Annotated in this window: 15 protein-coding genes; 7 read left to right on the top strand and 8 right to left on the bottom strand. The window is 65.1% G+C overall.

Annotated elements, in window-relative coordinates; genetic code table 11:
• Positions 1-248: 248 nt before the first annotated feature.
• On the top strand, positions 249-917 hold the full coding sequence (locus AC4D2C_RS13765; RefSeq protein ID WP_490915445.1) for an ANTAR domain-containing protein: 669 nt from the start codon (positions 249-251) through the stop codon (positions 915-917).
• A gap of 37 nt (positions 918-954) precedes the next feature.
• On the opposite strand, the gene AC4D2C_RS13760 is transcribed toward AC4D2C_RS13765, so the two are convergent.
• The 4 genes from AC4D2C_RS13760 to AC4D2C_RS13745 form a co-directional block, all read right to left on the bottom strand.
• On the bottom strand, positions 955-1,263 hold the full coding sequence (locus AC4D2C_RS13760) for a DUF6966 domain-containing protein (RefSeq protein ID WP_490915444.1): 309 nt from the start codon (positions 1,261-1,263) through the stop codon (positions 955-957).
• 72 nt (positions 1,264-1,335) lie between these two features.
• Complete coding sequence (locus AC4D2C_RS13755; RefSeq protein WP_490915443.1) at positions 1,336-1,818, bottom strand: hypothetical protein; 483 nt, start codon at positions 1,816-1,818, stop codon at positions 1,336-1,338.
• Positions 1,819-1,945: 127 nt separating this feature from the next.
• Positions 1,946-2,857, bottom strand: a complete 912-nt coding sequence (locus AC4D2C_RS13750) for a hypothetical protein (RefSeq protein ID WP_490915442.1) — start codon at positions 2,855-2,857, stop codon at positions 1,946-1,948.
• 281 nt (positions 2,858-3,138) lie between these two features.
• A complete protein-coding gene (locus tag AC4D2C_RS13745; protein WP_490915441.1) occupies positions 3,139-3,975 on the bottom strand; it encodes a formate/nitrite transporter family protein in 837 nt (278 codons plus the stop codon).
• A 470-nt stretch (positions 3,976-4,445) separates the two neighbouring features.
• On the opposite strand from AC4D2C_RS13745, the gene AC4D2C_RS13740 reads away from it, so the two are divergent.
• From AC4D2C_RS13740 to AC4D2C_RS13720, 5 genes are all read left to right on the top strand, one after another.
• Complete coding sequence (locus AC4D2C_RS13740) at positions 4,446-5,069, top strand: hypothetical protein (protein WP_490915440.1); 624 nt, start codon at positions 4,446-4,448, stop codon at positions 5,067-5,069.
• 363 nt (positions 5,070-5,432) lie between these two features.
• The gene (gene pnuC, locus AC4D2C_RS13735; RefSeq protein WP_490915439.1) at positions 5,433-6,092 is read left to right on the top strand and encodes a nicotinamide riboside transporter PnuC; all 660 of its coding nucleotides are present in this window, start codon (positions 5,433-5,435) and stop codon (positions 6,090-6,092) included.
• Positions 6,089-7,192 carry an AAA family ATPase gene (locus AC4D2C_RS13730; protein ID WP_490915438.1) on the top strand — a complete coding sequence of 368 codons (1,104 nt, stop codon included), beginning with the start codon at positions 6,089-6,091 and terminating at the stop codon, positions 7,190-7,192. Before pnuC ends, AC4D2C_RS13730 begins: the two co-directional genes overlap by 4 nt.
• Positions 7,192-7,941, top strand: coding sequence for an NUDIX hydrolase (locus AC4D2C_RS13725; RefSeq protein ID WP_490915437.1), 750 nt, complete (start codon positions 7,192-7,194; stop codon positions 7,939-7,941). The genes AC4D2C_RS13730 and AC4D2C_RS13725 overlap by 1 nt, the downstream gene beginning before the upstream one ends.
• A 29-nt stretch (positions 7,942-7,970) precedes the next feature.
• Positions 7,971-8,540, top strand: a complete 570-nt coding sequence (locus tag AC4D2C_RS13720) for a hypothetical protein (RefSeq protein WP_490915436.1) — start codon at positions 7,971-7,973, stop codon at positions 8,538-8,540.
• 175 nt (positions 8,541-8,715) lie between these two features.
• On the opposite strand, the gene AC4D2C_RS13715 is transcribed toward AC4D2C_RS13720, so the two are convergent.
• The 4 genes from AC4D2C_RS13715 to AC4D2C_RS13700 all read right to left on the bottom strand — a co-directional run bounded on the left by AC4D2C_RS13715 (position 8,716) and on the right by AC4D2C_RS13700 (position 12,000).
• A complete protein-coding gene (locus AC4D2C_RS13715) occupies positions 8,716-9,120 on the bottom strand; it encodes a hypothetical protein (RefSeq protein ID WP_490915435.1) in 405 nt (134 codons plus the stop codon).
• Positions 9,121-9,687: 567 nt separating this feature from the next.
• Positions 9,688-10,314: a P-loop NTPase family protein gene (locus AC4D2C_RS13710; RefSeq protein WP_490915434.1), complete on the bottom strand. Its 627-nt coding sequence runs from the start codon at positions 10,312-10,314 to the stop codon at positions 9,688-9,690.
• An 80-nt stretch (positions 10,315-10,394) separates the two neighbouring features.
• On the bottom strand, positions 10,395-10,850 hold the full coding sequence (locus tag AC4D2C_RS13705; RefSeq protein ID WP_490915433.1) for an AAA family ATPase: 456 nt from the start codon (positions 10,848-10,850) through the stop codon (positions 10,395-10,397).
• A gap of 412 nt (positions 10,851-11,262) precedes the next feature.
• Complete coding sequence (locus AC4D2C_RS13700; protein WP_490915432.1) at positions 11,263-12,000, bottom strand: class I SAM-dependent methyltransferase; 738 nt, start codon at positions 11,998-12,000, stop codon at positions 11,263-11,265.
• 348 nt (positions 12,001-12,348) lie between these two features.
• Between AC4D2C_RS13700 and AC4D2C_RS13695 the strand changes: the two genes are divergently transcribed.
• A complete protein-coding gene (locus AC4D2C_RS13695) occupies positions 12,349-13,230 on the top strand; it encodes a hypothetical protein (protein ID WP_490915431.1) in 882 nt (293 codons plus the stop codon).
• The last annotated feature ends 304 nt before the right edge of the window (positions 13,231-13,534 follow it).

The raw sequence follows: 13,534 nt of genomic DNA, 5'->3' as shown, positions 1-13,534 counted from the left end.
TCTGCGACGTGTGGGGCGGGTTGCTCCATCAGGTTGGGTTGCTTCCCGACGCTGCTCACGACGAGCACGGCTTGCACTCGTTCCCGAGCCGGCTGGGAGCCCGGCCCAGTGCACCTTGGTGGCACGGGAGCCTGTCCTGATTTCCCCCACTGTCAGCCCAACACATACCGTTGGTCGTGGTGGCGCTGAGCAGTGGCGTCCCCAAGCTGCCAACGAGGCTTCTCGTTGGCGTCGATTTGGGAGCGTCCTTGGCATCCACACCCTGCATCGATCTCGACGTACAGCTCGAACAGACACTCACGGCCCTGGTCCTCGCCGGAGACCCCCTGGATGCGTGCCTTGAAGAGCTGGCAGCCACTGTTGAGCAGGACCTGCCCGTTGCCGCTGCTGCCGGATGCGGAGTCTTCCTCCTGCGGCCGCGCAAGAAGCCTCTTGCCGTCGGCACCACAAAGGCTGCGGGTCAGGTGGCCCACTTCCAGGCTGGCATCTGGCGCCGGAACGACGTCGCATCGCGCCGCTCGGTGCCCGGCTCGCCAGTGGGACAGGCTGTCGCCCGCCAGGTGTATCGGCTCGCCGAGCAGGTGGAAGTCGGCTTGTGCGTTCTCTCGCCCAACCCTGATTCCTTCACACCCAGGGCTGCAGCTCGCCTCGATTCTCTCTATGAGGCATCCCGGAGGCCCCTGGCGATTGCGGTCCGGCTGACCGCTGCCGCCGAAGAGCGAGACAATCTCGCTCTCGCCTCCGCGAGCAGGACCCGCATCAACTTGGCAGCAGGCATCCTCATGGCGCAGAACCAGTGCTCTCAGGAGCAGGCGATCAACATCCTTCAGACTGCGGCTAGCAACCGGAACATCAAGATGAACGTGCTGGTCGAATCGGTCATCAGCGGCGCCGAGGGACCAACCGTCAGCGGCTAGGAGAAGCCGGGCCCCGAAGTTCGTTCTCGCGTGCCGGTCAGGAGTTGCGCAGGAACCAGGATCGGCCACGCCGCAGTGCTACGCGCAGACGGTCAACCGCGTGCCCTGCAGCCTCGTAGCCCACATCCTGGAACGATCCCATCCCGCCGCGGTACAGGGTGAGCGCCTGAGCTGATGCTTCACGGAGTCCACGTCGATCCGTAACGCCGGCGAACAATCCGTCGAGCCAGTCGGCAGCATGAGCTCGCTGCTCATCCTGGCCCAGCAGTGCGGCTGCGCGGACCTCGGCGATCGCTGCGATGATCTCGCCCCGGGTGGCCTGGACAGTGTGCTGCCTACTGGTCACGAGGCGATCCCAGGGGTGGCGTACACAAGCAATCGGCCGTGGGTACACGGGGCAGGCGGGAGCAGTGTCGGGTCATCCAGCAAAGTAGCCGCCCACCTCCAGGATCGACTTCGCGATGAGCCACTGGCCGTGAACGAAGCCCAGGATCACCAGTGCAAGGGAGTGCGCCCTGACGCGACCGGCCTTGCCCAGGTGATGGGACTTGGGCTTCCCGGCCTCTCGCCAGAGATTGGCGAGCGGCAACGGGATCAGCAGCAGCGCGATCTGCATAGGGATCCCGTTGCCGCTGAGGGCGTATATCCCGTTGTAGGGCACCCAGGTATCCCACGGGACATTCAGGAACACGAACAGGGCGATTCCCAGAGATGCCAAAAATGAGGCAGCGCAGGCGATGCGGTAGCGACCTGCGGCCCTCTTGCCCAGGCGCAGGTCCTCCGTAGTGAATTTGTCCGGCACCACCTCGTCGTGCTCTGCGTGGGCGACCGTGCGGAGCTCGGCGGTGGCCACGATGATCTCGTGCCGGACGGCTTCGACGCTGTGCTGCCTGCTGGTCATGCGGCAATCCCCGGGGTGGCGCCCACACGCGTCGGGCAGAGAGTGCCCGGAACAGGCGCGAGTGATGTCGAGCTGTGTCGTTGTGGGGAATCACCGGTCATAGGTCGTCCCTCCATCTCTGGACCCCTCATTTCACGAGCCGATAGTGGTCGGCCGTCGGGAGATCGCCCAGGAGGTCCTTCATCACGACGCGTGAGTACCAGCCGATCTCGAAGTCGTATTCCGTGCCGGGCTCGAACGAGGCGGCGACCTCCTCCTGGTTGTCGAAGTTCACGCCCCGGTCCACGTTGATCGGCCCGCAGCTCGTCTCGACCAGGACGGAGGCGGTCGACACGGATCCCCTGGAACCACCCGAGCTCGTTCTCGGCTCGGCCGACACGACCTCGCAGCGGAACGTCTGCACGTCCCTCCTGTCCAGCAGCGGGCTGAAGAGAACGGTGAAGAAGACGCCGAACATCGCGAGCAGGGTGGCGTATGTGGCGAACGTCCGGGTCCGGGCAAGCCCACGCGTCCACGGTGTCTCTGCCCGGTGTCGTGCGGAGGAGGTGCCGCTGCCTCGGGTCGGCGCTGATCCGGTCAGCACGTCGTTCCGGGGCATCGGCTCGAGCCCGAGCTCGCGAAGTCGCGCCTCCGTCCGAAGTCTGCGAGCTTCGTTCTTCTGGCCCTGCAGGGCGCTGTTGCACTGCCAGGTCGTCCATCCTGCCTTCCGGTGCGCGGCCCACAGGCGGCGTGCAGGCGTCGTGACGAAGAAGACGGTGAGCGCCACGCCGGTGGCGAGGAAAACGCCTGCCACCACGAACTCGAAGCCCATCCTCAGGATGTTGGCGAGCATGTCCAGACCGTAGAGATCACGGTAGCCAGTGCTCTCCAGCATCCCGATGAACAACCCCACGACACCGTAGGGAATCGCGAACAGGGCGTACCGCCAGAGGTAGGACCAGAACGACCAATGGGCCGGAGCACGCCGGGGCATGGGGGCCAGGTCGCCCCCGGGCGGCTCGTAGCTCCTCTCGGGCTTCGAAGCCGAATCAACGCTCATGCCAGGCACCGTCCCGCTTCCCCCATCACAAGCTCAACAGTAGCCACAGCTGCATCCGCCGCTCCGGCACCTGGTCCGCGCGTCATCCGAGGCCGGTCGCGGCGGCCAGGGTCTGCAGGCCTGTGCAGGGCGCTGAGGGAAGGTCTCGATGAGTTCATCCTTGTGGCCTTGATCGGGTTGACCAAAGTCCCAGCAACGTGTCGCGCTGGGAGATTCTCACCTAGTGGTGGCTCGCACCTTTGATGTGCGTGTGAGGGCGCCGGTGTTGGTGCGGAGTTCTGTTATCGGTCGTGGGGCGCTTCTGGGTTATCAGGGGCTTCGTTCCTGCGCTTCTCAAGGAGTTCCTTGGTGCGTACGAGCCGCAGGAGGGTGACCAGGACCAGTCCGCCGAGCATGTTGAAGAGCAGGGTGTACCCGAACCAGGCGAGCCACTGCCCGTAGCTGATGTCGGAGCCGGAGTGGATGGCGGCGAAGATGAGCAGCGAGTCGAGGATGGAGTGGAACAGCTGGAGTCCGGCCAGGAGGAAGCCGCCGATGATGGTGGCGACGATTCGGGCAACATCGTTGTTGGTGCCTTGCTGCATGCGGCTCATGAGGGTGATGGTGCTTCCCCCGAGGATCGCGAGGGCAACGGTTTGCAGGGAGAAGGGCGCATCCACATAGTGGTGGGCACTCTCACCGACGGTGTCGGTCCACTGCGGGAAGGCCTGCATGACGATCCAGACGAAAACCCACCCACCAGCAAGGTTTGCCACCAGGGTGCCTGCCCATAGCTTTCCCAGTTGCGCGATGCTTCCCTCTTTGGCGACGACGGCGGCGACGGGCATGAGGAAGTTCTCGGTGAACAGCTCGCTGTGGGCAAGGAGGAGTGCGACCAGGCCGACGCTGAACGCGAGGCCTGCGAGCAGGTGGTTGCCTGTCTCATGCATGACGGCGAGGTAGGCCATGATGCCTAGGCCGATCTCGAATCCTCCGAAGACGCCGGTCACAAGGATGTTCCTCGTGGTGCGGTGAAGTCTCTCGGCTCCTTCTTCGATCGTTTTGTCGAAAGACTCCTTGAGTTCGTCCTCGACTGGGGCGTTCGATGCGCCCAGTTCCCGTCTGCGGTCCTCGCTCATGTCACCTTCCTGTGGCTGGGTAGAATCCGAGTGGTGAGGTTCCGGTCACCCCGTCACCAATTCTCGGGTCACCTCAGTGAAGCAGTGACCCGCGTGGTCTGCTCGCGACGGCCCGTACTTGATCTTTTCGAGACCCTCTGACGCTGGTCACGCAGAAACCGGCAACCGCAAGGAGACATAGTCAGACCGGTGAAGCTTGCCAGGTCTGGATCCCGTGCAGGTCCTCGCGGAAGGCGAGCAGGTCGGTCATGCCGTTCGCATGAGAGCCATGCTCCAAGTCTTCGGTGGCAACTTCACCAGCAGGCTGACGACACGTACCGGAATGGTCACGGTTTGCAGCGGAGGCGCTCAACACGTCCCGCTCACCTCATCCCGTCAGTAACGTCTGCACTGGGGGTGAAGCAGTGCAGGGTTCTTGCCAGGCGATCCCTTGTTGTCAGACCATCACACTGCATCAGGAGCATGATCCCATGGCAAAGCTGCCCTCCGTCATAGCCCTCGCGGCCATCGCCGCACTCCTCGCAGGCTGTGCAATCACGTCCTCGGACGAGCCCGAGGTGGCATCCGTTTCGGCTGCTCCTACCGCTTCGGCGTCTGCAGAAGCCCCCCCTTCCGCGACGCAGTCCCCGGTCGCGACCACCACTCCCTCAGGCACGCCGGTGCCGACGCAGGAGGAAACCGCGCCGGTAGAAACACCCGCGGTCATCGACGCGCCCGTCGAAGCGCCGGCCCCCGAAGCCACGGTCGAGGCGCCGGTCGAGGCGCCCGTCGTCATCGCAACTGCTGTGACCTGGGACAGTGCGCCTCGGATCACTGTCGCCCACGGGTCCTCGTTCACCGTCACCAGCACGGGTTACCAGCCCGGGCAGAACGTCCTCATGTTCATGGGCATCTACCAGACCGACTCGACGGAGGTGGACGAGCAGTCCTCCATCGCCGATGCCACGGGCAGTGTCAGCTTCACGATCGCGGTCACTCCGGACATCGCGCCGAAGACCTACGGGGTCGTCACTCTGGTTCTGGACGGGCAGACGTCCGGCACCGACATGGAAGCGTCCAAGCGGTTCGCCCTCGTCGACGTCGCCGCCGGCTAGGAGGCGGGGTCCCGTTGGCCTCCTAGCCTGGTGTTCACGCGCGTCCGGCCTCCGGGTGGTGCCGTCGGCGAGATCACGATCAACGCTGCCTTCATCGCACTACCGCTTTTAACGCTCTCCACCCCGACCTACCGCCAGGGGTCAGGGGTTCGAACCCCCTCAGCTCCACCACGAACCGCCGGATGACGGGGCAAAAGCCCTGATCGGGCGGTTTCTGTTGCCTCGAACCGGCCCATACGTCGGCAGCACCTTCAGCCCGTATGTCTCACCTCTCACTGGCTTCCCGTCACCAGAGGCTTCCGTTCTGCACGCGTTCGGCCTAGGGTAGTTATTGTCAGACTGACAACAAACGAGGGGCGCGACATGAGCGCGGTACTGGACTGGATGAACTCACCGGCAGCACAGCTGCTCGGAGCGCCCGTCAGCTGGATCGAGGTCATCGGTTTCGTTACTGGCGCGGCGTGCGTCTACGGCGTCGCCCGGCAGCGGGCCTGGAACTGGCCGGTCGGCATCGTCAACAACATCGCCTTCATGATCCTGTTCCTGGGCGCCGGCCTCTACGGGGAGACGGTCCTGCAGGCCGTGTTCGCTACCGTCGCCGTTTACGGCTGGTACAACTGGGTCCGCGGAGCCAGGGACACCCAGGCGACCGGCGACCTGCCCATCCGTGACGCCAGCCGCAACGAGGTCATCGCCGGCATCGGCGCGGTCGTCCTCGCCACCGTCGGGATCGCGATGATCCTCACCCACGGCACCGACTCCCAGGTTCCCTGGCCTGACGCCTTCGTCCTCGCCGCCTCCCTGCTGGCCACCTACGGGCAGGCCAAGAAGATCTTCCAGCACTGGTACGTCTGGATCACCATCGACCTGGTCAGCGTCCCGCTCTACTTCTCCCGCGGCCTGAATCTCACCGCCATCCTCTACATCGGCTTCACCGCCCTGTGCGTCTACGGACTCATCGACTGGAAGCGCACCCGCACCAACCAGCCAACCGCCATCGAGACCGAGAAGGTGTCGGCATGACCATCGACCAGGGCCTGATCATCGGGAAGTTCTACCCGCCCCACGCCGGGCACCGGCACCTCATCGCCAGCACCGCAGCCCAGGCGACCAAACTCGCCGTCGTCGTCCTCGGCAACCGCTTCGAGAACATCACGGTGACGGACCGGGTGAAGTGGCTGGCCGCCGAGTTCGACGAGACGAACGTGACCGTCATCGGCATGCCGAACGACTGCCCCGAGGACTACGCCTCCCCGGAGATCTGGAAGGCCCACAACGAGTCCCTGCGCATCGCGCTCAAGATGAAGGGAATCACCACCATCGACGCCGTCTTCAGCTCCGAGGAGTACGGCACGAAGCTGACCGAGCACTTCGGCGCCGAGCACGTCATGGTCGACGCCGCCCGCACCGCGTACCCCGTCAGTGGGACACTCTGCCGGGACGACCTCACTGCGGCCTGGCGGAACATCATCAAGCCCGCGCGTCAGGACATGGCCGTTCGCGTGATCCTCGTCGGCGCCGAATCCACCGGAACCAGCACCCTCACGAAGGCCCTCACCGAGCACTACCGCGGCCGCTACCCCGAGCTCGTCGACGTCCCGGAGTTCGGGCGCCAGTACACCTACGACAAGCTCGACGCCGCCCAGGCTCAGAACCCCGACTCCGTCATCTCCGACCTCGTCTGGACCTCCGAGGACTTCACCGTCATCGGGGAGCGGCAGAACGAGATGGAGAACGAGGCGGCAGCGCGCTGCCCGCTGGTCATCGCAGACACCGACAGCCTGGCGACGACCCTGTGGGAGCGGTTCTACATCGGAGAGGGCAGTCACGGCTCCTACCGCGCCCTGGACCAGCTGCCGCGCCGCGACATCTACCTCATCACCGACCACGAGGGCGTCGCCTTCGAGGACGACGGCTGGCGTGAAGGCGAGCACCGCCGGTCCGAGATGACCGAATGGTTCAAGGAGGAGCTCACCGCCGCCGGCCACTCCTGGATCCTCATCACCGGTGACCACGAGCGGCGCATGAGAACCGCGACTGAGATCATTGACCTGATCATCGTCCAGCGCAACCGCTTCACGTCCCCGCCGTGGGCCACCCGCACCGTCCTGACAGGAGCCTGATGACCACCGAAGAAGAGCAGTTCCTCAAGGACTACGAGCCCAAGGAGTACCCCTCCGTTGCGCTGACCGTGGACCTGGTCGTCTTCGCCGTCACTGGAAGCACCCTGCACGCGGCGTTCGTCCGTCGCGGTGGCCATCCCTTCAAGCGAGCCCTTGCCCTCCCCGGCGGTTTCGTGGAGCCCGACGAGGACGCACTCCAGGCAGCGTGGCGGGAGCTTGAGGAGGAGACGGGACTGGATCTTGGCGCCCACCGGGCCCACGTCGAGCAGCTCGCCACCTACAGCTCCCCGAAGCGGGACCCGCGCATGCGCATCGTGTCCGTCGCCCACCTGGCGCTGCTCGCGACCGACGGCCGGACCCTGCCCGAACTCAACCCCGGCAGCGACGCCGCTGCCGCCCAGTGGCATCCCGTCCACGACGTACTCGTCGACGAAGAGCTCGCCTTCGACCACCGCGACATCCTCACCGCCGCGCTCGAGCGCCTGGCCGGAAAGATCGAGTACACGCTCACCGCCGCCAGGCTCGTACCTGAGGAGTTCGCGCTCTACCAGCTGCGCCACGTCTACGAGGCGGTCTGGAACACTGCCAAGCTCGACGCCGGGAACTTCACCCGGAAGATGAGTGGAGCCCTCGTCGACACAGGGAAGAAGGTCACCCGCTCGAAGGGCGCGCCGGCCTCCGTGTTCACCGTGAAGAGCGAGTACCTCAGCCCGCCCATGACGCGCCCCTCGGCGGTGACGGACCGATGAAGGATGAGGTCGCAGGCAGTCCGGAGTCGGTGCGAGATCGTCAACCCAGCGCATTTCGGGCCAAGGCCTACTACCGGCGCTCCCGCTGGCGGCACCGCCGGGAGCGCGCCTTCGGCTACGACGTCCTCTGGGATGACGGCACCATTGACCAGGACATCGACCTGGTGAAAGTCATGTACCGGCGCGCACCGGCCGACTTCCAGGTCACCGAGACCGGCATGATGAAGCACACGCCCGACGTAGGCACCGGACCGTGGATCGCTTACGGCTACGGCGTACCGGTCGACGGGCCTGACTGGATCCAGTTCATGGCGGAGGAGCGCGAGAAGCATGCCCGGGCGAAGGAGCCGGTCGCCGTCAGGGCCACCAGCGTCACCGACCAGCACCGGACCCTCATCCTGCGAAGGACCGTGCCCCGGTCGTACATCGCCTTCGATGTCCGGTACGCGGACGGGACGGTCCGGCATGACGTCAACCTCAGAGCGGAGCTCAAGGGAGCCCGCTACCCTGCGGACTTCCAGGCCACCGAGCGGGGCGCACGGGCGGCAGTGGGCCAGTGGGTGGATTACCCCTACGGGCGGCCGCTCGGCGACCAGTAGCGGGGAGACAGGTCGGACCTCGGTCCCATGACGAGCGAGGTCAAGGGCTCGGGCATGCTCTCCAGCACGAACCGCCGGACCACAGTGTGAAAGCCCTGGCCCGGCGGTTCTTGTTGCTCGAAACAAGCCCATGCCACCCTGGCGGACTACGGTCTGGCGAGGGATTCGCCGTCCGTTAGATCCGGCGCTTGTAGTGGTCGAGGGTGAGCCTCAGCTGATCAGCCCAGAACTCGTAGCGCCGATCCTGTGAGGCGTCCGGCTCCAGGTGTCCCAGGTACTCGGCGAGGGTGTAGAAGCCGCTGCCGGGCCCGCGCTCCACGTCCGAGAGTGTTGCCACGGAGGAGAGCATGAAGCGGCTATGCAGCAGGTCGTCCTTCACCACGTCCGCCAGCAATTTCCCGAAGGCGTTCCGCTCAGCATCGCGCGTGAAGTCGAAGGGCTCCGTATCAGCATCTTCGGCCACCTGACGGTTGAGCTCCGAGTAGGTGACAAGCTCCTGCCGGCGGGCGGTGTGAACCATGATGCTTCTGGCAGCCTCCATCATGCTTGCCCAGTCCCCGTCGCTACGGTCGTGCTGCATGGTGCCCTTCCTGTTGCCCCCGGAAAGCCTAGCCGCTTCACGTCGCCGGAGGCCTCTGGACGCATCGCACCCGGACTCCCAGTAGGCACCTCATCCACGGGTCGTGCATCACTTCGGCTCCGTGACGGGCCGCCCAGGCAGATGCCGACACGAGCCGGGATGCCTACCGCGCAGCGGAGCTGCTGCACTTCCGCCGGGCAGGTTTGGACGAGGACCTTGCAGTTGCCCTGCTTCGCTTCGACGAGCTCCCCGAATCGAGGCCGATCTACCCGGGGATCGTTCGACCCATGACGGAGCGGCGGCGGAGTCCGGCATCACCACGCTGCTGCTCCCACCACTGGCGGCTTTCGGTCCCCGCGGACTATTCCTGGTGAGCTCACTGGTTTGTGACTGACCGGACCGAGCTCACCGCCCTGATGGCTGACGTGGAGGGTGTCCTGATTGGAAATCCGAATCAACACGGTGGCTTCCGGATGAGCGACGATGAAGACGTTCTGCATAGCTGGACACTATCGCCCGCTCATCAGGTGGAGGGCCCCTCTCCGCGCTCAGTCATTGACACGTCCATCACAGGCACCGATGCTTCGATTCGGCTGCGGACGGGGGTCGAGCGCCCGCTGCAATCCATGCATCAAGATCGCGTGGACGCCGGAACGACAGCACCGGAGGCATCGACGGGTCAGCGATGACCTGGTCGATCGCGTCTTTCTTTCGGCTGAAGGTTCTGAAATGCCATCGGATGATCGAGTCCTTGGCCAGAGCACGGTGGAGTGTCTCCGTGTTGCCGTTGCACACTGGTTCCTTCGTCACGACCCGTCGGATCGTTCGCCGGACCAGGCGGCCGAGAGACAGCCACCGTGGATAGTCGAGGAACACGATGAGCTCAGCCCGCGTCACGACGAGGTGCCGCCAGCTGGAGTAGGCGCTGTCGAGCACCCAGCGGTCCTGCGCGGCAATATCGGCGGCAATCCGGTACTGATCCTCGACAGGACGGCCCGTCCATGCTGGGAGCCATCCGAGGTCATCATCGGCAGAGAACTCCGGTACACCGGTCGCCACTGCATATGCGTGCGCAGCCGAGGTTTTACCGCTGCCGGTCACCCCGTGGAAGAGAACACGCTGAGCTGGTCCAGCTGTCATGGGTCTCACCGTACCGTTCATGCAATGTCTGACCCCCGCGACGAGCAGTGGCATCACAATCTCCTTGCGATGGACGGGTGGCCGAGCATGCCCGGCCGAGGCGTTGCCCTGCACGCAGGATCCGCTCCAGGGCATTACGCCTGATCGGGTACCTCAAGGAAAGGTTCGACCTTGTCTGCCAGCTCTGAAACCGGCCTGCGACCATCGAGTTCGAGGGTCGCGCTGCTGCGAAGCAGCGGTTCGACGTCGAGGACATGTTGTCGGATCAGGGATTGATCTGTCTTCGACTTGCCGTAGGGGTTGTTCGTGCGAGCCGCGACGCGTTCGATGAGGACTTCCACCGGTGCACTGAGGAGCACGACAGCTGCGAAATGGTGGTAGAACCGTCCCTGGTTCTCGGCAGTCCCCGAGACGATCAAGGGTTGATGAGATGCGAGAAGCGCGGACATGCGCGCCTCATCCCAGGTGCCGTCGAGGAGCACCCAGTCGTCGTAGTCGGTGTCGACCCCTCGGTAGCCCCGCCGGGCTAGCTCGTGCAGGAGGGTCGATTTTCCTGCCCCTGACATGCCGGTGATCAGGACGTGAGACATGGGAGCCAGCGTAGCGGCCCATCGGTGCTGGCGGAGGGCGGCAGGACGACAGCGGTCCGATGGTCACGCTCGTGACTGGATGAATCATGGGGAACCGAGGCAAAGCGCTCTCACGCACGAGCGTCATCGTGGCCGCAGTCCTGTCGCTGGCAGCGTGCACTGGTGACACCGGGGAGACGGAACGGGACAAGACCCCGGTTGCCGTCAGCGATTCCCCACCCACAGCCACCTGGAGGCACTGGCGAAGCCGCCACTCTTCGAGCCCGTGTACACGCCCGCTGACTGCGCCCCGGACAGTGCTATCACTCCACCACCGAGCCTGCCGACCAGGACATGACCGACGAGGCTCTGCGCCTCACCCAACAGGCGGTCAGCTCTTGAGCGGATCCCTTGGTGGTCCCAGGGCAGGGGTTTACCTTCGAGCCGTGATCAACCAGCCCCGACCGGGAGCGTAGGGCAGATCCCTGACCTCGACGTCGATGAAACCGGCCGCCGACAAGGAGCGTTCGAATGCCTCCTGGGAGCGGAAGCGAAGCGTCGATGTCGAGTCGATGCGCTGACCGTCAGCGAGGAAGATGGTCGGGGATTCGAACGTGACGAACTCGCCATCGACTCGTGTGACGTCCACCCAGTCCTCTACCGGCCCCTCACCCTCGATATCGACAACCTGATGGGTACGTTCCTTGGTCCAGCGCTCCCAGCCCCGATCAGCAGGCACACGGCTCTCGAACGCCAGGTAGCCGCCAGGGCGAAGGCAGGCGCGGATTGCGCTCAGGTTCGCGGACCATGCCTCGTCGTCGAGGAACACCTGAGCGACGTTGGCCGTCATCGTGGCAAGGTCATACTGCTCGAGGTGTGCGGGTTCTGCCGCTACGTCCACCATGGTTCCCACAACCCATGTCGCGCGGTCTGCGCCGACCTTCATCCGGGCAATATCGACGGAAGCCCCGGCAGGGTCCACGCCGAGCACACGGAGACCGCGCTCTGCCAAGCGGGAGCAGAAAGTCCCCGTGCCGCACCCGACGTCCACGATGGCCGCCGCCCCGAACTCATCGACAAGGTCCATATAGGTGTCCAAGTCACTACGGTCAGGGTCAAGGGGGTCATACACGCGGGCGACCCGCGGGTGATCAAAGATGGCGTCAGGCATCACACAGACGGTACTCCACACCCCGAGGACAACGACTACTACTCGGCCACCCCGATGGTGGCAGCCAACGGGACTACCTGTTGTCGTCCAAATCGGCGGGAGGGCAATGCGGCCCGTAGTCCGCGGGTGTCCGCGCCGTAGGGTGGGCACATGAATGCTGGTGCTGAGGTGTTGTTGACCGGGCCTCGCGGACGACGCTTGTGCCTGGAGCTAGCAATGGAGGTCGACCCGTCGATCAGGGTGGCGGCGTTCTGGTTGAGCTATGACCTGGATCCGGGTAAGGGCACATCCCGAGTGCTGCTGACAGCATCGTCGGACGGGGAAACGGATGAGCCTCTGCGGACTTCCATGACGGACCTCCTCACAGCGCTGGCCTCGCTCGACATGACGCCAGTCGACGGTGAGGCGATCGAGAGGGCTTTGTCGCTGGCGGTCGACACGTCCAGGCCGTGGCAGGAACCAGACGGAGAGGACCTCCTCGGAGCGCTCCCGGACGTGGAAGCCGCCCTCGCACCGATGGCTCAGCATGTCCTGTCGGCGTCATCGACTCAGTGGTGGCCGGAGGGCCGGCAGGTGGAACAGTGGGCGATCGACTGGCGGCCGGCAGACGATTCAGCGCCTATCTTCAGGGAACCCTTGCAGGCGTTATCAGCGTGGGCCCGTGACACGCGCATGGAGGAGGCCCGCGCTGAGACGGAACGCCCCAGGGATCCGCGAGCCAACTGGTCTGGATCCTGGTGGTCCTTCCCGCAGGGCACTCTGCAGACTGCGGGCCGGGTACCGCTGGCTTTGAATCTCATCGAGGACGCCTTCAACTGGGAGCAGGCCACAGTCATCCCGGTGCGCGGCGCAGGCCGCACCTACGAACTGCGCACAGGAGAAGATTGGGTGGACCTGTGCCGGAAATACCCTCTGCCGGTCACGGCATCTCGGCGTCATGATTGGTTCCGTTGCACAGGGCACGACGGAGCATGGGTGATCCCCGACTGGGAGAAGGTCGCACAGCACTGGGACGCAGTACACCTGACAGCCCTCGGATACCTCACGAGCGCCAACCGGGCCCTGCCCGTCGACCCTGGCACGGCCACGGTCATCGCCGGCTGGAATCCCGACACGACGATGTGGCTGACCGATGCTGCACGCGAGTGGGAGGGCCCACGGCATCACTGGCACCGTCCACCCCACCAGGAGGCCTGGACGAAACTGCCTGGTCCGACCAGTCTCCCGTGACTCTTGCCCGCTGAGGGATCCGCTACCGGAGGCTTCGTCCAGCCTCATTGAGCGCGGACCAGGAAGCGTTCTCCACTGCGACACCTGGCAGGACGAACTGTCCTCGAGTCGCGCAAAGGGCGGTTTCGCCGTCGGGCTCGTCCGGTACGCCCTACACAGCCGAGGTCCGTGAAATAGATACTGAACTGCTTTGATCCCGAGGGCCACTGCTCACTCACGATCCGCTCCATCAATCGCACGATCACCTGCGGAGATGGGTCGAGGGGCTCACCTGGCGGAGACGATGCGCTCATGCATGAGCCCT

It is taken from the genome of Arthrobacter sp. TJ-240 (assembly GCF_058269195.1).
The sequence above is the reverse complement of the archived record's forward strand: the minus strand, read 5'-3'. Positions and strand labels throughout refer to the sequence as shown.

Coding starts and splice junctions, on each gene's coding strand:
- AC4D2C_RS13750 (WP_490915442.1), bottom strand. CDS start 2,857: ATGAGCGTTGATTCGGCTTCGAAGCCCGAGAGGAGCTACGAGCCGCCC.
- AC4D2C_RS13740 (WP_490915440.1), top strand. CDS start 4,446: ATGGCAAAGCTGCCCTCCGTCATAGCCCTCGCGGCCATCGCCGCACTC.
- AC4D2C_RS13715 (WP_490915435.1), bottom strand. CDS start 9,120: ATGCAGCACGACCGTAGCGACGGGGACTGGGCAAGCATGATGGAGGCT.
- AC4D2C_RS13695 (WP_490915431.1), top strand. CDS start 12,349: ATGACGGACCTCCTCACAGCGCTGGCCTCGCTCGACATGACGCCAGTC.
- pnuC (WP_490915439.1), top strand. CDS start 5,433: ATGAGCGCGGTACTGGACTGGATGAACTCACCGGCAGCACAGCTGCTC.
- AC4D2C_RS13705 (WP_490915433.1), bottom strand. CDS start 10,850: ATGTCTCACGTCCTGATCACCGGCATGTCAGGGGCAGGAAAATCGACC.
- AC4D2C_RS13745 (WP_490915441.1), bottom strand. CDS start 3,975: ATGAGCGAGGACCGCAGACGGGAACTGGGCGCATCGAACGCCCCAGTC.
- AC4D2C_RS13730 (WP_490915438.1), top strand. CDS start 6,089: ATGACCATCGACCAGGGCCTGATCATCGGGAAGTTCTACCCGCCCCAC.
- AC4D2C_RS13755 (WP_490915443.1), bottom strand. CDS start 1,818: ATGACCAGCAGGCAGCACAGCGTCGAAGCCGTCCGGCACGAGATCATC.
- AC4D2C_RS13700 (WP_490915432.1), bottom strand. CDS start 12,000: ATGCCTGACGCCATCTTTGATCACCCGCGGGTCGCCCGCGTGTATGAC.
- AC4D2C_RS13710 (WP_490915434.1), bottom strand. CDS start 10,314: ATGCCACTGCTCGTCGCGGGGGTCAGACATTGCATGAACGGTACGGTG.
- AC4D2C_RS13725 (WP_490915437.1), top strand. CDS start 7,192: ATGACCACCGAAGAAGAGCAGTTCCTCAAGGACTACGAGCCCAAGGAG.